Genomic DNA, 20,961 nt, shown 5'->3' with positions numbered 1-20,961 from the left:
TAGGTTCTGTAAACATATTTTTCTCTTTTTAATTTATATCATTCAAGCTTTCGGCAATGAGTTTTTCTGCCATTTCTTGAGTTTTTCTTAATCCCGGCATACGGAATTCAGTATGTCCATAATCTTGGATAGATTTCCAACGTCCGCCCCACGTGAGACCAACCGATTCAGCAACTTGTCCATATAAACGATAACCTTGCATAGCCCACGGGTCTCTTTCAGAAATAACCACTTTTCCATTTCGTTTAAAGGCTACATCTGCCGCCAAACCAAATTGATGGTAACTCTGATAACCTTTTGCTCTTGTTGTATTTGGATTACCTGCCAGCATATTCTGACGAGTAGGACTACGATAACCTTCTAATAAAACCAACTCATAACCATACTGTTCTTTCATGATTTTAAAGACCATGAGTAAACGCTGCTTATAACGTGGGTTCATTTTGCTCCATTTACGATCTACTAGACTGGTATCTAAAATAGCTCGCCCATCGAAACTCGCATTATCAATAGGTGAAGAATTAATAGCGCCACTACTTTGAGAGGAATATTGTTGCTCTAATTGGGTGGCCTCTACAATCGCAGCTTCAATTAGGCTTTCATCCACTTCTGGCGGTGGCGATAATATTTCACCATTCAAAAGTGCATAAATTTGAGGATCTGTTTTTTTCAGATATTCAGCCTCAATTCGAGTTGAACTAATAGGTCGAGTAAAAGCAAACACTAAAATACTGGCAAACAAGAAAAAGCCTGCAATGACAATCCACCACTGCTGTAAATGCCAATGGGATTGTAGCTTTTCAGGCGCAGCTGCCTGATTCATTGTTTGAGCAAATTGTCTAACTTGATTAAGCTGCTTACGGCCTTGTGGCAGTAATGACAAAACAAAATCTTTGCTTCTACTCCTTAGCTCATAAGACATTAAAAACGCTAAACCAATTGCCAAGCATGTAAAGCAAAAGAAAATGAGAAAAATCATCATCAGTTCATTAATTCACGGCAAAAGGACTTCGTGTAATTTTAATATCTACCGATGCTTTAGGTGGTTCAACCTCAGCTTCTGGCTCGGCTGGAGCTTTATTCTCAACAATTGGTTTAGCCTGTGCCGCTTGTTGTTGCTGCGGTTTACTCACTGGCTTTTGCTGAGCTGGCTGTACCTTCGGTTGAGCCGTTTTAGCTGCACCCGTCTGTAGTTGAGGCACAACCTGAACTTTCTTTTCACCCGTGAGCTGTTCGTCAAATGGAGAAACTCGCTGTTGATTGACAGTAGCAGGCTTATGCTGAGCAGGTTTAAAGATATTACTTAATTCATTATCTTTAGGTTGTTCAAAACCATCACGGCTCATTGAATCTGTTTCGTTGTCTTGACTGACAGCAACCTGATTTTGTTCATCAGAAGAATGAGCAGTTTCTTGATTTAAAATCTGTTCTTCTGTTGATTTACTCTCAATTGCTGCTGATTCTGAAGAATACGGTTGAGACAAGAACAGGAATAGCGAGATGCTGACAAACACCCCGGCAATAACACCAATAACAATATAAAGTATTGGTGATTTCGGCTTTTTTTTATTCGACTGTAACACTCGAATAGAAGTTGGTTTTTCCTGAGCCATTTCGTACCATCATCAAGGTAAATAAATTGTAATATGTGCTTGCTCTTGAGGAGCAGAAATCACATTTTGATAATTAGATAATGCTTTATCATTTTGATTATTCAGCATAAATCTTAGTCCTGCAAAGGTAAGTAATGCAAAAATCAATAAAAAGACCAAAATCCAGAAGAATGGTACTTCGCGATGAATAATATTTCGGATCTGATCGGGAATGGCCGAGAACGGCGAAAATGCGAGCTTTTTCCCTTTCAAATAATCAATTTCGTCACCCACTCGTGATACTAAGTGGTTGAGACTTTCCGTAGATTCGATTCGGTACTTACCCTGAAAACCTAATAAAAGGCAGTAATGAAATACTTCTAAAGCAGCTAGACGTTCTTTTCCACGGCTACGTAATTGTTCCAATATTTCAAAGAAACGATAACCCGCTAACTGAGAGCCAAACAAGCTCAATTGTAACGGGCTAATTAACCAAGCATTTTGCAAATTAAAATAACTCGCGTCTTGTTGCGTTACGATCGTTTCATCAATCAAAGCACAGAATGCATATTTAGCATCATGAATATCATCAGCTGAAAATTGCAACTTTTTGGCTTGTTGCTCAAATTGATTGAGTAAATTTAAGATTTTTTCACGAAACCGCTGCGCATCTGCTGGTACATACTGATTTCGAATCAAAAAAACCAAATAAAAGCCATCATGCAATAAGTCAATAAGATTGATTGCCTGTAGTTTTGCTTGAGACTGGCTATTATTGCTCCCGCCTGTTCCAATTTGCCCATCATCAAATAAAGAAGGAGCACCTGTGGATTGTGACATTTTTCTCTCCTTTATCGTTAAGCGTTCATGACCGCAATCAGTTCAATACTGATATCTTGGAAACCAGCCGGAACATAAATACAAATCGTCTCGGAATCTAACATGCGTTGGTATAGCTCATGATGCGGTTCAATTTCAAAATAGCTCACACCAGAACGTACCGGTATAGCAGTTGGAACTTGAATTAAGTGATGCAATGGAATTGCAGGCAATGCTGCAACCACACGTTGCTCTACATCTAAAGTACTACCGATTTTGAATCGTAAAGGTACGATCTGGATCAACTCATGTGTCTGCATTGCGCTACTTGATACTGCAATATAAAGTCGAGTGTCTCGAGTAATCTTATCGGTCTCAAGACTTCCCACCCAATATGAAGGACGGATTTCTTTAAGTGCAATACTGATGTAACGACTCGAAATAATCGTATCGAGTAAATCACGCAAAATCGTATCTAACTGCGAAAAACTTTCTTGTAAATTATGGTGTTTATAGGCAGGTAATTGATCGACATCATAGGCCGTCGAGAAAGTTAATAATGAACCTGCTAAACGCAATAATTCAAAGAACAAACGCTCTGGATGAATTTGTGGATATTGCACAAAATGATTAAGACCAGCATGAGCTGTATTTAATGCATTCACTAACCAGAATGAAACAATATCACCAGAACGGAATTCAATTAACTTCTGTTCATTTTCTCTGTTATTCGTTTGAATCGTCTTAATTTTTGCCTTAATAACGTTCAGTGTTCTTTTTAAATTTGAAATGAGTGTTTCAGATGCATCCACATGCAAAATTGGTGGAATAAATTTTCGATCAATTTCGAAAGCACCTGAGCTTTGACGCTTAATCTTTCCAATAGGTAAATATAAGAAACCATCTAAATTATGGTCAGGATTACTATGTACATCTAATAGTTTAAAAACAGCACGACGGCGTAACAAACTAATATCTGCTTCGGTAGCACTCGTAAAAAGATCATGTGTTTCAACAAGATGAGATTGATATCTACCCTTTTGCGCTTGGTTCTGATCAATCAGATTTTGCTTATTTGCTTGTAAGAGTGGCAATGCTAAATAGATTAGCATCTCACCACGTAAATTAAGATCATCCAACAAAATTGGCTCAGGCAATAAATCATAAGCAGGTGCCTGATAAATTTCTCCGTCTTGCCAGATCATCTCTACAGACTCTAGAGCAAGAATATGTGTGCTCAATTGAGCCTCATCGAAATTTAATTTCTGAATACCATATGAAAAAGGTACAACCGCTCGAACCGTATGATTCAACCGTTGTTCATGATAGGTATCTTGAATTTGGAAATGTTGAGGTCTTAAAAATAAACCTTCGCCCCACAGGACTTTTTCAGCTTTAAACATATGTCTTTACCAATCTTTATTCGTATTCATTTTTAGGCTGCACACCTAACATTTCCTGAACCATTTGTAATGGATGCTCATCTTTAATGACTTGTGCTAACCATTCATGTAACGGCATTTGACTCCATTTAATGGTTTTTTGAAGCATATAACTCACAGGGCTATGAGGCTCATTTGCTTGAAAGTAATCCGCGATTTCTTGTAATACTTTCATTGCTTGCTCACGATTCGCCAAGTGAGTTTGTGCTTGAGGCTGAAAAACGGGCTGATCTGACACGATTTGTACAGGCACCTGATTTTCCATAGATGAGCTTGTAATAACAGCAGCCTGTTCTTGGATTGGTGCAAGCCCACTACCAAAAGCTTCTGCTTTATAAATCTTGCGTAATGTGCTGTGAATGGTTTCAAATGCTGAATCGATTGCACCAAAACTCGGCGAGTCTAGTCCCATTAAATGGTCAAGGGTTTGCTTTAAAACATCCCATTCAGTTAAGACTGAACTAAAATCTTGATAATTAGAGTATTGAAAAGTTTTAGACGTATTAAAAATAGCTTGATCGAATTGTTCTAACTCCGATGGCCCCGACTGACTATCGTAATCTTCAGTTTGTTTACGACGAACATTTTCGTGATATAGAAAATTATCGTAATCAAGCAAATTATAATAAGGAGCTGTATTGGTTAAAGAAACTTTCTTTAACAACATCGGAAGTTGATTAATTAAACCCTGTAATAACCCAATACGTTGATCTAAGTCATCATCTTCAATGACAGGATGAATTTCCTGCCAGTATTGATTCAACATGGTATGACTTAAAGTTAAACCTTTAGCCATACCTTCAAAACCATAAAGATGAGTCCAAGCTTCTATGAGCCAAGTTAATAGACGAATATCTTTAGTATTCTCTTTTAGCAAAACACTCGTTTTATTTGATACAAAGTCCCAGTCGGCCTGTTTGCGTTCAGCAACCCAATCACCTTGATCTAGCAATAAATCATCTTGTGTTTTCGCTTTTTTTATTTCATGAAATTCATTAGAAAATGAAAAGTCGTCACCACACGGTAAGCTATCACTAATGGGTTCAAGGAGTTCAGAAATATCAATATTCATCTAATTTTAGCTCTATTCAATTTTAAACTTCTGATTTCAATTTTTTACTCGTCCTTTTTTTAGCAGCTTTTGCAACCGGATCTAGTAAATATTGAATTTCGTCATCTTTAGCATCAATCATGATAATTTTTGGCAATTTTTGCTCTGCTAAAGCCACCAAAATTTCTGTAGCTAATGCAGGTAACACCGTAGAATTTAAAATATTATCGACATTACGTGCACCACTATCGACTTCTGTACAGCGGCTTAAGAGCAGCTCTACCAAATCATCAGAATATTGGACTTGTGTACCGTATTGTTTCTCAATTCTTGCTGTGATCTTGCCTAGCTTATGTTTAATAATTCGTACGAGTAAATCATCATGCAATGGGAAATATGGCACCACTCTCATTCGACCTAAAAATGCAGGCTTAAATTGCTTATATAAACTTGGTTTTAAATGGTCAATCAACTCTTCAGCTGTTGGCCATTCTTCTACAGGCGTATTTAAGCAAACTTGCATAATGGCACTTGAGCCAGCATTTGAAGTCAACAAAATAGTGGTGTTTTTAAAGTCAATTACTCGTCCTTCACCATCTTCTAAAGTACCTTTATCAAATACTTGATAGAACAGTTCCTGAACATCACTATGCGCTTTTTCAATTTCATCAAGCAACACAACACTGTAAGGGTTACGGCGAACAGCTTCTGTTAAAACACCGCCTTGACCATATCCCACATATCCAGGAGGTGCACCTTTAAGCGAAGATACAGTATGGGCTTCCTGATATTCAGACATATTGATGGTAATTAAATGCTGCTCACCACCATATAATTCATTTGCCAAAGTTAGTGCAGTTTCAGTTTTACCTACACCACTTGGGCCCACCAAAAGAAATACACCTTGTGGCTTATTCGGATCTTCAAGTCTTGCTTTTGAAGTTTTAATGCCCTGAACTAATTGTGTGAGTGCATAATCTTGACCCATTACACGCTCGCCCAATTTATCTTCAAGCGTTAATATTTGTTTAATTTCATCATTAACCATTTTTCCAACAGGAATTCCGGTCCAATCAGAAATAATTTCATTAATGATTTGAGAGTTTACTCTTTCAAATACTAATGGTTGCTGACCTTGAATCTCAGCAAGATCCTTACGCAGTAGATTAATCTGATCATAAGCTTCAGATTCATTCGTATGATTCTGTGCTTCTAATTCCTGAATTTTATGGACAAGTTCTAATTCTTTTTTCCACTGCTCTTGGGTTTCATGAATCTCTTTTTGCAAAGATTCTAAATTAGCTTTTAAAGTTTCCAATCGTTCATGATGAATTGGAATCTGACGATGCTCATTTTCTAAAATTTGCTGTTCAAGCTTTAAGTTATGCTCTTGAGCCTTTAACTGATCAAGTTTTACAGGTTGGGCATTTTGGGTCAACGCAACACGTGCTGCTGCCGTATCAAGCACACTCACTGCTTTATCCGGAAGTTGACGACCACTAATATATCGGTGCGAAGAATGAACCGCTGTCACGATCGCCTCATCATCAATTTGTAATTTAAAATGCTGTTGCATGACTGGAATCATTGCACGCAACATATCTACCGCAACGTCTTCGGTTGGCTCTTCTACTTTTACAACCTGAAAACGTCGGCTTAATGCAGCATCTTTTTCAAAATATTGTTTGTATTCTGCCCATGTTGTTGCAGCAATCGTGCGCAACTCACCACGTGCAAGTGCAGGTTTTAAAAGATTCGCAGCATCATTTTGCCCTGCTTGCCCACCTGCACCAATTAAGGTATGCGCTTCATCAATAAACAAAATAATAGGATGAGCAGAAGCTTGAACTTCCTGAATAACCTGCTTTAAACGATTTTCAAACTCACCTTTAACACTTGCGCCAGCCTGTAACAGCCCCATATCCAGCACATGTAAATGGACATTTTTTAAGGCGTTAGGCACTAAACCTTGAGCAATTTTTAAGGCTAAACCTTCGACCACCGCTGTTTTACCAACCCCCGGTTCTCCCGTTAAGATCGGGTTATTTTGGCGTCTACGCATTAAAATATCGAGCATTAACCGAATTTCATATTCACGCCCAATAACCGGATCTATACCGCCTTGTTTCGCTTTTTCAGTTAGATTAATCGTATATTGATCAAGTGCTGGTGTTTTAGCAGTTTTGGTATTCGTTTCTGTTGCTTCAGCTTCACCAGAAGGTATTTTTGTTTCATCTTGTTGTTCAACACTCTTCTCACAAATTTCAAGAAACTTATGTTTCATTGAATCAATTGGTAAGAGATCAAATAAACTCGAAGCACGAGTCGCAATTTGATATAAATCAGATGCAGTTAATAACGCAACTAATAAATGACCACTACGAATAACTGGATGTTGCTCAGCCGAAGCCAATAACCAAGCTTGTTCGAACAAACGAACGATTGATTTAGCAAAAATAGGAGTTCGATTATTACCTTTCGGTAATTGAGATATTGTCTCTTTTAAATCATCAGCTAAAGCTTCAGGTGAAATTTTATATTTCTTTAATAAAATTTTTAAATCATTCTCTAGAGATTGATTAAGTAGCTCTAAAAATAAATGTTCAATTTCAATTTCGTAATTTTGTTGAATAACACAAGCATTAGCCGATTTTTCTAAAGCAGTACGCGCAACTGTAGAAAGTTTTGTAATTAAAATTTTTAAATTACTCATCATTACTCTCAATATTTTTAAATAATTTAATGCTTAAAATCATAATGTCTGTATATTAACAAAATTCAGCTTTATCAGACAAACTACTCATCATTTCAAGCGTTAATATGTTCTAGTAGATATTTATATCTATATAAAAATATCTCTACCCTTATCCTTGATTAACTAAACTCTGTTTTGGTAATAATTTACAACCGCATGATAATGAATCATTTACGCGCGCTCCAGATTTTCCCATAACAAGCATATTCGGATCACCCGATACAATCGTAGAAACCGTTTTATGTAACGGACAAGTTGCCTTGTCTCCTACACACGCAATTGCAATTCCATCAATTAAAAACGTACTATTACCAGAAATGACTTGCCCTCCACCTGTGGTTGGGCATCCAATCGTAATGTAAGGGCTAGCCATGTTCTTCTCCTTATATTTATAGAACGGTAAACTCAATTCGACGGTTTTTCTTTCTTCCTTCTGGAGAAGTATTATCTGCGACTGGTTTAGAAGAACCTAAACCTTCCGCAGATAAATGGTCTGCCGGAATACTCTTACTAATTAAATAGTTTTTCACTGCCAATGCTCGATCTTGGCTAAGTTTTAAGTTTTTAGTCGCATCGCCGGAACTATCTGTATGTCCTACGATTTTGACTTTTTTACCGCCTACTTTATTTAAAGCAACAGCCATCTCATCTAGAATTTTTTGACCGGCATCAGTTAATACTGCACTACCAGATTCAAACTCAATAATTCGATTCTTAAGTGCATCATCAATAATTTTCTGTTCAGCTTGATTGACTGATAACTGTGAATACAGTTGATACGGAGGCTGAACTAACCCTTGAAAAGACTGAATGGTCGGCTGAATATCTGCTGGATTCAGCATTTTTCCACTCAACTCAAATCGAGTACCGTTTACGCTTAACTTACCTTGTGAGACTTTTTTAAGATCAGGTGTAATGACTCGTGTAACAGAATCACTCCATCCATTTGGAGCAGCTACCGGTCTAACTTGTATTTTATCTACAACCTGATCTGCACCGTAAACAGACTGCATTTTTAATAAGATAGCCTGTTTACTAGCCTCGTTAGGAACTACACCTTCTACAACAATGGGCTGAGCCAAAGCATAATTAGCAACAGCATAGATAAAACAGCCTTTTATGAGCTGTGAAAGTTTAGTTTGATATCGTTGATTCATTATTATTCACCCAAAAAAGTCTGTCTAAATAGTTTTAAGCCTTGATTTAAACTTAATTGGCGTTGGCATAATGATTGTTCTAGCGTCGCTAAACCAGCATTCTGCTCCAAATAAGTATCAATCCACTGAGCTTCTATTAAAGAAACCCAGTGTTTACTATCCATATTCTGAGTAAAAATATCGCTAAGGGCTAAAATATCAGCACCTTGAAAACCAAAGAATAATACGGGTTGCTCTCGATGTAACAAGCCTATAAGTACTTCAGTATTATGTTCCTTTAAAAACCGACAAATAATACTGACCCAAAAAGCAGCTATTTCATAACTGTAAGCAGGATTATTAATAGGCAAAATCAGGGCTTTATTTAACCGACTAGTTCCATTTTGTAAAATTGGCTGTAGTAATAATCCCAGCCCAATCATACTTTGCGCTAATTCATAAATACTTAACTTCATTAACTGAGCAAATGAGTGCATCGTATGATTTTCATAAAAGCCTACACATTCTCGTTCAGTTAAAACCTGAATTTGATTTTGTAAGTGACCTAATTTTCCAAGTAACAAATCTGAATCTTTAATGCCTTTTAAAGCGCGATTGTTTTGAAATAAATCAACAAGCACATGTTTATAGCTATATGGTGCATATAACAAATTATCATACGGCAAATCAATTTCTAATAAATGGCTCAGCACCATTGGAAAAGATCGACCTGAACTATCTTCACTTGCGAGTAGATTCGCAACCAAAAACATATTTTCTTTTGGATTGGCAATAAAGAAATCCAGTGAAGGCAACGTGCTATAAGCTTCTTTAAAGTTGCCCGATTGCATCGCATATTCCAATGCTTCAGTAATCCACTGATCAAGCAACTGTATTAAAGCATTCTGACCTTTTGTTTTTAAAAAGTCGCCTCGTGCAGGACTTTTGCCATAATACAAAGGAGTGGTTTTTAATGTTTGCATTAGTGCTCCTCCTTTCGCATAGAGGTTATTTTCCATGTCATGGTTTAACTCCCGCAGAAGGCTGAGCGAATGCTGCAACAGGATTTTCTGTTTTTGCTGGAGCCGCTTGAGCTGGTGCCTGCTGAGCAGACACAACTCGAGCTGCTTTATCGGCAGTGACTTTATCAACCAGTTGCATACCTGCGTAACCACGGCTTGAACCAATGCTGCCTGAATTACTGCTGATTAGACGGAAATTCATTTTCACAACTAATGATGGGTCGGTCTTACTACGCCAAAGCATTTCAAATCCGCCATTTTGTTCTTTACGTTGAGCACTATCAATTAAACGGTTAATACCATATTCACCTGGCTCATCAAAAATCGTGTGCGTTTGACCTTGTAAATCCACAGCAGTAATACGAGCACCCGGAATGCTGCCTTGGTTTGGCCAAATGAAGTTGACCCACTGCTGCACACCATTTTCATAAGTCATACGCTGACCATCAATATCAACGGTATATGAAAGCAATTGTGGATTTGGAATTGGGTAGAACTGGAAGTTAGATTGGTTGGTTGCTGGTGCTGCTGGAGCTTGAGCATTCAACTCACCTGTTGCCATACCATTCGCTGGAGTAACATATCTTTGGAAATTCATGACGAATTGAGGATTTAAACTAATTCCTAAATCTTTCCATGTTTTAGACGTTAACGTATAACCACGACGGATCACAAATGGATCAAGACTTTCTTTTACAAAGCGTGAAATACTACCGTTCTCGCCCAAGATTTGACCAATTTCACTGCTTGTAGCTTGCAAAGAAGCTGATGAATTAAATGGATATTTCTTAGCAAGATTTGCTGTAAATGGTTGATAAGCTTGCATTACCCACAATTTATTAATTTCATCTTGTGTCGGTGTAATTAAACTTTCAAAAGCCTGCGTAAGTGGACTAACCACCAATTTTTGTAGTAATCGCTGATCAATTTCATTGAAACCAACCGCCATTTTTTCATCTACAATTTTTTGCGTCTGGTTAAATACAGAAGTTTGCTCATTCAGGGTTTGCTTGACTAATGTCATCGCATTAGGCCCAACTTCACCTGCATTCTTAAGCTCGTTAAACTTGCTACGCACTAGAGCTAAATTTGTCATATATTCATCAAGTAATGATTTACCTTGTTGATCATCGCGTTTGCGAACCAACTGATAGAACATTTGATATTCTTGAGAAATAGCACCCTGAGCATTAGTTGCCACTTGATTGGCAACCTTATCATCATGATTTAAAACTTTACGTTTAAACCACGCAACAAATCCTTTTTGTGGAGCTGCGAGCTCTGCTTGCACAACTGGATTATCCCAGTTTGTTTCGATTGCCACTCTTTCAATTAAAGTACGAATTGGAGAGTTCTGCGGCTCACCTAAAACATCAATATTTTTTACTTGCTGAGCAAATTGGCCAGCTTTAGCATAATGAATACCACTTAGGAATTTTCTCCATTCCGCAATATATTCTTGCTTATAGAGTGCCGTCAGTTGCTTTCTAATTTGTTCAGGGCTGCCTGAGAAAGTTAAATCATCAGATTGACGGCTATTTAACACCCAGTCTTTACTATCTGTTGGCTTATCTGCCGCTTCTTCAATCGCTTTTTCTACATAGTCATTCCATGCTTTTTGAGTAAATACGCCTGGCAATGCATAACTACCCAATACAACATTTTTATTTGCCTCACCCACAATTTGACTGACAGTCAGCGCAGGGAAACGTACCGCAGCACGCATTTTTATTTCATTATAAACACGATCACGCGCAGGCATTCCTCTGACAACAGAGAGCAATACTTGGCGTGTTTGATCAACAATTTGCGAATCTGCATCTAAAATTGGGAACTCTTTATCATTTGCCAAAGTCATTGCATATGACAAAATCTGTTCAGCTTCCTGAATCATATCTGCACGTGGCATTTGGCCTTTATTGGCATCAAGCCAAGAACGCCAGAAACGTGTAACCTGATCGCTTAAATGACTAGCATCCATGTATTGTGGATTACTCATCATTAAATATGCTTTTAATGCATTGTACGCATCTTGAGGATTTGTGTCTGAAGGTTCCAAATATTGTTGAGACTGAGCAGTTTGTTTAATCTCAACATTCGTATGATTGGCTTTTAATGTTGCTTCATTATTTTTTACGCGTTGCAAATATTGAGCAATGTTTTGCTGTGTCGGTGTTAAGACAATTTGCTTAACGCCTTTTAAATATTCCGCTTTTAGTTTTTCACGAAGCTCATTGCCCTGATATAAACCAAAACTAAACTTAAGTGGTCTATTTTCATCAAACTCATCTAACTGCTGTAGACGTCTTTGAAGAATAAGTAAAGCTTCTAACTGGGTTGATAATTGCTGGCCTGAAGATTTTTCTAATTGAACAACCTTATTTAAATCTGCTTGAACTTCACCAATCAATTGCTGGTTATTGCGATATGACCAAACCCAAACACCAAGAATAATTGAAACACCTGCTAAAGCGCCAATAAATGCAATGTAACGCTGACGTTTTCTGCCAGCATTTACATGCTGTTTAACAAGATCTTTATCTTTTAAAATAACATCTGAAAATAGACCATTTAAGAAATAACCGTGGTTAGGGGTAATTTTTGAATGATCTTTTAAATCACTTTGAGCAATTTGAGTAAGCTGGAATTCTTGTGCAATTTGCTCAGTCATTGGACTTTCAATGACACCTTCCTGCAAAGCACTAGTGAAGTAGAACCCACGGAAAACCGGTTGAAATTGATATGGATTATCTTCAAAAAGTGTCGCAATAAAGCTCTTTAAAGCTGGTTTTAATGTTTTAAATTCTAATGGGAAAGTCATTACACTTGGAGAGATATTCTGCGAATGGCGGCGACTTAAATGAGTCGAACTTACCCCTTTTAAACCATCGTAAAGAATATTGTAATGTTTCTCGAATAAATCTACGGCATTGTGCGAAGAACTCTGTTCATAAGGAAGAGTCGCACCCCAAGCTTGGTTATATTCCTGAGCTTCATAAAATTCAAAAAACTCTGTAAAACCTGCAATCAAATCCATCTTTGAAAAGACTAAATAGACAGGAACAACGACTTCTAAACGTTCAGTTAAATCTTGAATACGAGCACGTAAATTTTTAGCAAGCTTTAACGAGTTTTCAGGACTTTGACTAATCAGCTCAGCAATGCTGACAATTAAAATTAAACCATTGACCGGAGCTTTAGAACGGTTCTTTTTTAGAATATTTAAGAAACCTAACCACTCAGAATGATCTTCGCTATAAACAGAATAACGACCAGCTGTATCGATTAAAATACCTTCTGTAGAGAAAAACCAGTCACAATTTCGAGTACCGCTTAACCCAGCAGATACCATTTTTTGATGCGTTTCTTCGAATGGAAACTTTAAACCCGAATTATAGATAGCTGAACTTTTACCTGCAGCGGGGTTACCAATAACCATATACCAAGGAAGTTCATAAAGTGCAGCATTCCCTTTTTTATCACCCAACTTAGATTTACGAATCAGTTGAATTGATTCTTTCATTTGTTGATTAACAAGCTGAAGCTCTTCTTTATCTTTATTTTTTCCGTACTCAGCTTGATTATCTTTTTCAATCGCTTCAGCTAACTCTTCACCTTGAGCAGCATGTTTTCTTCGTTGAATAAGCCAATAGATACCATAAACAATAAGACCCAAAGCATAGGCAGTCGCTAAAGCCCAGAATATATGACGGGGAATTGAAGTATATGAAGACATCAATACCACGAACAATGACAAGGCGATAATTGCTTTAGGATTCGTGATGTACTGCCACAAGTAGCCTAAAATTGTATGCATTCTATTCTCGTTCTAAGTCCAAAGTTTAAATTAGTTATTCAACACCACCACATCATCTTCTGAATTTTCGGTGACATGCTGCACAAATGTATGTGCTGACACCGTATTTTCACCAAAGACAAAAGGAATGATATGTTCAGGGAAATGCATACTCAGCATAAAGCCATAAATATCAGCTAAATTTTGGGTATGCCCTAATGAAGATTTCACATAAATATAGTGATGCGGTTCTACAGGTGTTCTAAGAAAGTGTTGCTGCAATTTCTTCGAAACTTTTATATCCGTCTGATCTGACAATATCAGCACATAAGGTTCCTCACCCTCATGCTGAGGTAGATCATTAAATTCAAAATTATTAAAAAGCTGTGCTGTATCTTGTTGGCCCACAACCACTTTCAGATTTTTAGTAGGTTCTAATTCTTGAATTTTTACTAAAGGATCTGCGAGTAAACAGCTTGCTGCAAATTCAGAAGGAATATAATCTTTAATCATCCAAGATTTTTCATCGACTAGATCTTGATCAATTTCTGAATCAGCGACCACTAAAAAGAACATCTCATGCTCTCTTTTATGAATACCTTTTAATAGGTGTATCAACTCTTGGTAAGCTAATTGCTCTCCAAAAAAATGATATTCAATATGAACCTTTTGCGGAGCAATACCAATCTCAGCAAAGAACTCTAAAATTAATTCATTACTTTGATCATCATTCCAGATATGTAGTAAATCCTCCGAAAGAAGGATGTGTAGATTTAAACGATTTAAACGGTAAACTTCGACTACAGGCATTTCAACATCATCATATTCAGACTCGGGATCAACCCATGCCGGATGCATATGATATTCACGGGCTTGTTGCGACTCATAAAATAAAGTTGAACGCTTTAAATGCTCTGCAAGAAGATATAAGTTTTCTATATTTTGTTCTAATTGTTGTTGTATTAATGACATCATACGAACTTGTCGTGGAGATGAGTAATCACTCTCCTCATGATTGTCTTCATCCAAGTCTTTAATACGATAAGATAATAGAGGCAATCCATAAGAATTTAACAGTTGATCATCTAACTCTGGGCTTTTGAAGTTTTGTAGTTGCTCAATAATTGATTCATTCTCACCTAATGCATGTACGGCAAAAGCAGAGTAAATATTAAAATCTAACTGTTCGAGTGGTGCTTCACTTACAGTAGTTTGTTTTTGATTAGCATCATCTTTATTTTGATTTATAGCTTGTTCTTTTTTATCTTTGTAAGTTTTATAGGCACTGTAAATTAACCAAGGCGATAAGATCACCAAGGTAATAATTGCTGGCAACAATAAGAAATAAAGGAAAAAGTCACCTTTATCAGGGTTATATTGAACATCACGCCAGTAGAAAATAATAATTCCACTAACCACTGAAAAAATTGCAATAAATGAGAGTAATATTTTTTTAATCATATTCTCTCTCCAATAAGGCTATAGCAGGTTTCATGACTATGTACGTTTGGTTGTCGTGATATGAGAAAAGAACCCTGCCCTAAACCATTCTGGTTATTCTTAGTTAGACAAATAGGTTGTATTTCTGACTCATCTAATACGAGTCGAAGATCTATCGATAAAGTTGGACTACACCAAGTTTCTACAATTTTTTTTAGTTTTAAACTCAACTCTTGATTTGGGAGGAAATTTAAATATTGCTGACGCTTTAGTGGTCCAATCTGAATTTCAATTTTTCCATCAATTTGCTGAATGGTTTCCCCACAAAACGTATTAATACCAAGTAAGCTCGGCTGACTTCCACCTAAAGTCGTTAATTGATCACTCGCCAACTTAAAAGATTCTTGTATAAACTCTTTAATCGTAATTTCATGCTTAAAAATACAGGACAGCATCGTTTTTAATGCATGAACTGTATTATTCTGGCCCTGCATTAATCCAGAAAACTCTGCAAAATAGTCATCAAGCTCTGTTTGCTGATGTTGGGAGCGCACATAACCATTCAATGCATGCAGAATATCTAAATAATCATTTTTATATTCAGTCTCATATCGAATCGGTAAATTATATGTAATGCTGGACTCTACATATTGAGCAGTAAGCTTATGGTTAAATAAACTCAGAAACTCTTTAGTTTCAGCTCTTTGCTGCCGTGGGGCCTGTTTAATCTTATTGGTATATGTATAAGGTAAAGCACCTTGTATGCCAGTAAGACCAACGATTAAATTCGTGATATAAACCCTTTCGTCCGTTAATTCTAAATTTTCAATTTCTGTAGCAGGAAAATTTAAATTAAAGGATGTCTCAAACTTGAAATGATCACTCCAAGATGAACCAACTGCGCGACTAGAGTCATGCCTTAATAGACGTGTTGCCTGAATAAATTCAAAAGACTTTGGCTTTGTAAATAACTCAGCTGTTATAGAAGAGTCTTGCCACCAACGTTCTGACTGCATTGGTATAACTCCTGCTGAGATGAATAATCCTTAACAACCAAATCAACAAAACTATTAATTTGAACCTTTAAATTAAAAACACGACTTAACAATTGGCTAAAAATGTATAGGCTATGCCCTCTGAATACAGATGAATCAATTTGCAACTCGGCCTTCACGCCCCTTACAAACATTGGGAATGGTTTACCATCTACCAGTTTGTGAGTAAGTGAAAATTCGAGATGTTTAATTGATTCAATAATTAGATAATTTTCTTTTGATAACGGTAAGTTATATAAAGCAAGTAACTCTTTAATATGAGATACGGCATCACCTTTCATTAAAGCCAAACTATTTAATGAAAGGTGTGAAATGACACGCCACTGCTCAGTCTGGCTTTGTCCAAATTGATAAGGTTTAGTGGGCCTTTTTAAAACAATGGCACGTCTGGCCAGACTACTATCATTTAAGTTCAATATATTATTAGACTGCCCTAATGCTTCATGTGGCAAGTCACGATTTGAACATAACAATTTTGTACTAATAAAATCTGAACGTGTTGAAGAAGGATTTAAATTTTTAGAAATAATTGAATATCCCATTTCAACAAAATTTGGTTGTAGTTTTTGATAGTTTACCGAATAGAAAAAGCAAGCCTTATCTGCATGGTAGTGGCTCATCGCAAAAAAAGGCAGCACCGGAACATAGCTTTCTTCATGACTGGTTTTCTCACGCACCATATTCATTTCAGTAATTGAATAGACTTGATAAAACTCAGGATGATGTGCATCTGTAATTAATGGATATTCTAATTGCTTATGTACAATTTTTTGAGGTTCAGCATATTTTTCAAATAAATTAATAACTGGTGTAGTAAATAATTTAAAGTTAGCAACATTCAACTCAGAATAATTTCGAACTACGGCTTGATCATTTAAATTTAATTTAAAATGGATAAGGAGTTCAAAATCACTCTCTTCTAGAGATAGATTCTTTAAAAAGTCTAAATCTAGCTTAAGATAATTGAATTTTTCAGGAAAACAGAAATACTCCATGAGCAAACGATACGCATGATGAGTATGCTGATCGAGTGGCAATAGACTTTCTTGCTCTGAAAAGCCAGTTAACTCAAATGGATTTTTACCCAGCTCAACAATTTTCTGACCTATTTTAATAGCAAAAGTTGTTTCCGTCTTAAAAATACTGTCTAGTACTTGAAGCGGAAAATTAGAAATTGCATCTAAATAAATAGGAAGCTTTTCATTTATTAAACATAAATGAGCATGGTTAAAAATTTCAAACTTAAAAGTTAAAGTCGCATTTTGACTTAAATGCATATGTGCACTAGGTGTACTTTTGAACTCTAGCGCTTGTAAGGTTATTGGTAGTAATTTGATTTCTTGCGTAGTATTAAATTCACATTGAACCCCCTTAAAACTGCGAGACTTCAAGACTGTGTGTGCAGGAACAACATGAGCTTCTGTGAGCTGCTTTATTTTATTTATATCTTCAAAACTTACCACCGAACAAGCAGGAAAGTGACGTAAGTATTGAGGAAACATCACCTCAAATAAAGAACGTGTAAATACGTCATAACTATCAGCAAGTTTTTTATCAATGCGAGCAGCAATTAATGAAAACGCCTGTATGAGACGCTCAATATGCGGATCATCAATTTGCTCTTGATTTAACGATAAACGCTGAGCAATTTTCGGATATTTTTGGGCAAATTCTCGAGATTGCTGACCAAATTCCTGTAGTTGTTTTTCGTAAAAAGGTAAAAGCTCTTCTATCACAACACACCCACTACGCTTAGGTTCTCGCCGAAATTACATATTGTTGCGTTGTCGGTTTTAGCAATGCATCAAAAACGACAGGTTCATACAGTGGATGAATATTTAGATAAGCCTGAATGCTTAAACACAATGCCCCCATATTATGCCCATCCAACAACATCTCTACCCGTATTTGTCTTAATCTGGGTTCATGAGCTGCAATTGATTGTTCAATTGATTGGCAAATCTTGTCTCGATCTAGCGGATTGGCTGTAGAAAGCCCCACAAAATCAATAATCCCGAACTGAAGTATAGATTTTTTAACTAGCGGATAATCATCGACCACGTGGTCCAATTTAGCGACTCGACTATTTAGCAAGTCTTCTAAATCTTTCGCTACCGATTCTCTTAATTGCTGAATAGAAAGACCTTTTGCATAATCTTCACTTTCAGGAATTAAACGATCAAACAGAGTTGAACGAAATCCGTATGGATAAAGCCGATCTAAATTCATTCGAGTTCACAACAAGCATGCTTAAAGACAGCAGAGGCTAACTTTATGTCAGCCTCCACCAAATATTCACTTAATAATTATGCTGCGTAAGAAGCAGTATTATTAGAAAGTGACCATTTCTTAGTAACAGCACCTTTAGCAGTACCGTTAATATCTTGTTGGTTATATGTCCATTCAACTGCTGCGTATTTCAAACCAAACGCTTCAGTTGGAACACCTTCTTCATTAACTGTTGGAGTTACGCTAGAAACTAGAACATGCTTCAATTTAATTTGTAAGTACTTGATGCGTTTGTCACCATTCGCACGATAAAAATCAATTTGTACTTCATCAAATGTATAACCAGCTGAACATGCTTCCCATAATTTCGGGCTAGTTGCATCTAGGTCTTTAATAAAAAGCATATCTGAATGTTCAACACGTTCAGCAGTATGACCACCAACACTACTTGAAGTAGCAGATTTAGGTTGACGAATGTTGTGAGACCAAGAGTTAACCTCTAACCAGCCTTTGTGCTCAGAGTCACGAGATTCGCCATCAACTTTATACTTACCGCGAAACTCAACGTATATATCTTTCATTTAGAACTTTCCTATTTTTAATTTAAAGTTATTCTTTCGCTGACCTTTATTAATTTGAGGACTGAGGTAACTCAGTGACAAGTCGCAAAGAAACTGACAACTCGTCCAGCTGGAAGTGTGGTCGCAAGAAAACCACAGATTTGTAGTGACCTGGTTGAGCAGGATCTTCTACAACTTTTACAGACGCTTCACGTAAAGGGTATTGAGCTTTTGCTTCTTGTGAAGCACCGTCATCTAGTAATACATACTGTGACAACCACTCATTTAAGAATGCTTCAACATTTCCAGCAGAAGCAAAGCTACCCACTTTATCTCTCATCATCGCTTTTAAATAATGAGCAATACGTGAAACGGCCATGATGTACTGAATTTGACTTGATAAAGCAGAGTTTGCATTTGCTGTATCATTGTCATATTTTTTAGGTTTTTGAGTTGATTGCGCGCCAAAGAAAGCAGCGTAATCGGTATTTTTACAATGTACTAAAGGAATAAAGCCCAAATCGCTTAGTTCTTTTTCGCGGCGGTCAGTAATAGCAATTTCAGTTGGGCACTTAAATACCACTTCGCCATCTTGTGTTTTAAAAGTATGAACTGGCAAGCCTTCTACTAAACCACCACCTTCAACACCGCGAATTGCAGCACACCAACCATGCATATCAAATGCATTTGTTAAACGAGTACCGAAAGCATAAGCCGCATTCATCCACAAATATTCGTTGTGGTTTGCACCTGAAACATCTTCAGCAAAGTTAAACCCTTCTGTAGCTGTTCCTTCTTTTGGATGGTAAGGAAGACGACCAAGCACATGCGGCAATGTTAATGCGACATAACGAGAGTCTTCACTGTCACGGAATGAACGCCATTGAACATATTCAGCCGTTTCGAAGATTTTTGAAACATCTCTAGGGCGATCAATATCGGTAAATGACTCAAGACCCAAAATGCTTGGGCTAGCCGCTGAAACAAATGGTGCGTGAGCTGCTGCTGCTACATGCGAGATTTGCTCAAGCAAATACATATCAGAAGGCGTACGGTCAAACTCAAAATCACCAATGAGTGCTGAATATGGCGCACCACCAAAAGACCCATACTCTTCTTCATAGATTTTTTTGAATAAAGTGCTTTGATCAAAGTCTGTAGCACCTTGAAAATCTTTTACCAACTCTTTTTTAGTCGTATTTAACATACGAATTTTAATGAGCGGATTAGATGGTGTTTCTTGACAGAAGTAGTAAAGACCACGCCAAGTTGACTCAATCTTTTGAAATTGCTCATTGTGCATGATCTGACTTAATTGATTTGAAATCAGTGCATCAATTTCGGCAATACGCTTATCAATTGATAAAGTCATATTTTCAGAAACTGTAATTGTTCCTGCCATTACTTCTTTAGCAAGTTCACCAATTAAGCTTTTTGCACGCGAATGTTCTTCTTCATTTCGGGCAATACGGCTTTCTTCAACAATCGAGTCTAAAAGATTAACTTGTTCATTTTCAACAAGTGACATTGCTGCAGATTGAGTATTATTCATGATCAGCCTCCGCACTTAATTTACGGATCTGATCAGTACTCTTAAGCACTTCATCAAGTAAGTCTTCTAGACGCTCACTGTTCGAAATCTTATTTCTCAAATCAGTTAAACGCTCGCGTGCTTCAACCAGTTTCTTTAATGGGTCAACCTGTTGAACAACATTTTCTGGGCGAAAATCTTCCATTGACTTAAATGTTAAATCAACTGCAATTCGCCCACCCTCTTCAGTCAGCGTATTATCTACCTGAAAAGCTGCTCTTGGAGACAATGACTCCATAACTTCATCAATATTATCTAAATCGACATTGATGAATTTTTTATCTTTTAATTTTGTACGTTCAAGCTCAGATGCTGCCGAAAAATCACCCATCACACCAACAACAAATGGTAGTTCCTTCGCTTCTTTTGCATCACCAATTTCAACATCATATGTAAGCTGAACACGTGGAGGTCGAATTCGCTGAAGCTTCTTTTGTACGCTTTCTCTCTTAGCCATAAGATTCTATTCCTGA

Annotated in this window: 17 protein-coding genes; all 17 read right to left on the bottom strand. The window is 37.0% G+C overall.

Features of this window, described 5'->3' with window-relative positions:
- Window positions 1-28 precede the first annotated feature (28 nt).
- The 17 genes from MKL38_RS18800 to tssB all read right to left on the bottom strand — a co-directional run bounded on the left by MKL38_RS18800 (window position 29) and on the right by tssB (window position 20,945).
- The gene (locus MKL38_RS18800) at window positions 29-982 is read right to left on the bottom strand and encodes a M15 family metallopeptidase (protein ID WP_270904095.1); all 954 of its coding nucleotides are present in this window, start codon (window positions 980-982) and stop codon (window positions 29-31) included.
- A 7-nt stretch (window positions 983-989) separates the two neighbouring features.
- On the bottom strand, window positions 990-1,613 hold the full coding sequence (locus MKL38_RS18795; RefSeq protein ID WP_270904094.1) for a hypothetical protein: 624 nt from the start codon (window positions 1,611-1,613) through the stop codon (window positions 990-992).
- A gap of 12 nt (window positions 1,614-1,625) precedes the next feature.
- Window positions 1,626-2,432 carry a type IVB secretion system protein IcmH/DotU gene (gene icmH, locus MKL38_RS18790; protein ID WP_270904093.1) on the bottom strand — a complete coding sequence of 269 codons (807 nt, stop codon included), beginning with the start codon at window positions 2,430-2,432 and terminating at the stop codon, window positions 1,626-1,628.
- Window positions 2,433-2,449: 17 nt separating this feature from the next.
- Entirely contained in the window at window positions 2,450-3,814 is a 1,365-nt protein-coding gene (tssK, locus tag MKL38_RS18785) for a type VI secretion system baseplate subunit TssK (RefSeq protein ID WP_270904092.1), read from the bottom strand.
- 16 nt (window positions 3,815-3,830) lie between these two features.
- A complete protein-coding gene (gene tssA / locus MKL38_RS18780; RefSeq protein ID WP_270904091.1) occupies window positions 3,831-4,925 on the bottom strand; it encodes a type VI secretion system protein TssA in 1,095 nt (364 codons plus the stop codon).
- A 22-nt stretch (window positions 4,926-4,947) separates the two neighbouring features.
- The gene (tssH, locus tag MKL38_RS18775; RefSeq protein ID WP_270904090.1) at window positions 4,948-7,620 is read right to left on the bottom strand and encodes a type VI secretion system ATPase TssH; all 2,673 of its coding nucleotides are present in this window, start codon (window positions 7,618-7,620) and stop codon (window positions 4,948-4,950) included.
- A 148-nt stretch (window positions 7,621-7,768) separates the two neighbouring features.
- Window positions 7,769-8,032 carry a PAAR domain-containing protein gene (locus tag MKL38_RS18770; protein WP_003651066.1) on the bottom strand — a complete coding sequence of 88 codons (264 nt, stop codon included), beginning with the start codon at window positions 8,030-8,032 and terminating at the stop codon, window positions 7,769-7,771.
- Between the two features lie 16 nt (window positions 8,033-8,048).
- Window positions 8,049-8,816 carry an OmpA family protein gene (locus tag MKL38_RS18765; protein WP_005041646.1) on the bottom strand — a complete coding sequence of 256 codons (768 nt, stop codon included), beginning with the start codon at window positions 8,814-8,816 and terminating at the stop codon, window positions 8,049-8,051.
- A 2-nt stretch (window positions 8,817-8,818) separates the two neighbouring features.
- Window positions 8,819-9,778 (bottom strand): type VI secretion system-associated protein TagF, encoded by a 960-nt coding sequence (gene tagF, locus MKL38_RS18760; RefSeq protein ID WP_270904089.1) that lies wholly within the window; start codon window positions 9,776-9,778, stop codon window positions 8,819-8,821.
- A gap of 37 nt (window positions 9,779-9,815) precedes the next feature.
- Complete coding sequence (gene tssM, locus MKL38_RS18755; RefSeq protein ID WP_270904088.1) at window positions 9,816-13,634, bottom strand: type VI secretion system membrane subunit TssM; 3,819 nt, start codon at window positions 13,632-13,634, stop codon at window positions 9,816-9,818.
- 30 nt (window positions 13,635-13,664) lie between these two features.
- Entirely contained in the window at window positions 13,665-15,074 is a 1,410-nt protein-coding gene (locus MKL38_RS18750; RefSeq protein ID WP_270904087.1) for a hypothetical protein, read from the bottom strand.
- A complete protein-coding gene (tssG, locus tag MKL38_RS18745) occupies window positions 15,071-16,069 on the bottom strand; it encodes a type VI secretion system baseplate subunit TssG (protein ID WP_270904086.1) in 999 nt (332 codons plus the stop codon). The genes MKL38_RS18750 and tssG overlap by 4 nt, the downstream gene beginning before the upstream one ends.
- Window positions 16,033-17,844: a type VI secretion system baseplate subunit TssF gene (gene tssF / locus MKL38_RS18740; protein WP_270904085.1), complete on the bottom strand. Its 1,812-nt coding sequence runs from the start codon at window positions 17,842-17,844 to the stop codon at window positions 16,033-16,035. Before tssF ends, tssG begins: the two co-directional genes overlap by 37 nt.
- A gap of 16 nt (window positions 17,845-17,860) precedes the next feature.
- On the bottom strand, window positions 17,861-18,337 hold the full coding sequence (gene tssE, locus MKL38_RS18735) for a type VI secretion system baseplate subunit TssE (RefSeq protein WP_002048404.1): 477 nt from the start codon (window positions 18,335-18,337) through the stop codon (window positions 17,861-17,863).
- A gap of 77 nt (window positions 18,338-18,414) precedes the next feature.
- Window positions 18,415-18,918 (bottom strand): Hcp family type VI secretion system effector, encoded by a 504-nt coding sequence (locus tag MKL38_RS18730; protein ID WP_003651052.1) that lies wholly within the window; start codon window positions 18,916-18,918, stop codon window positions 18,415-18,417.
- A gap of 49 nt (window positions 18,919-18,967) precedes the next feature.
- Window positions 18,968-20,449: a type VI secretion system contractile sheath large subunit gene (gene tssC / locus MKL38_RS18725; protein ID WP_017389328.1), complete on the bottom strand. Its 1,482-nt coding sequence runs from the start codon at window positions 20,447-20,449 to the stop codon at window positions 18,968-18,970.
- Window positions 20,442-20,945: a type VI secretion system contractile sheath small subunit gene (gene tssB / locus MKL38_RS18720; protein ID WP_003651049.1), complete on the bottom strand. Its 504-nt coding sequence runs from the start codon at window positions 20,943-20,945 to the stop codon at window positions 20,442-20,444. Before tssB ends, tssC begins: the two co-directional genes overlap by 8 nt.
- Between the last annotated feature and the right edge of the window lie 16 nt (window positions 20,946-20,961).

It is taken from the genome of Acinetobacter sp. AOR14_HL (assembly GCF_027855175.1).
GTDB classification, from domain to species: domain Bacteria; phylum Pseudomonadota; class Gammaproteobacteria; order Pseudomonadales; family Moraxellaceae; genus Acinetobacter; species Acinetobacter calcoaceticus.
This window is presented reverse-complemented; position numbering and strand designations above follow the sequence as displayed.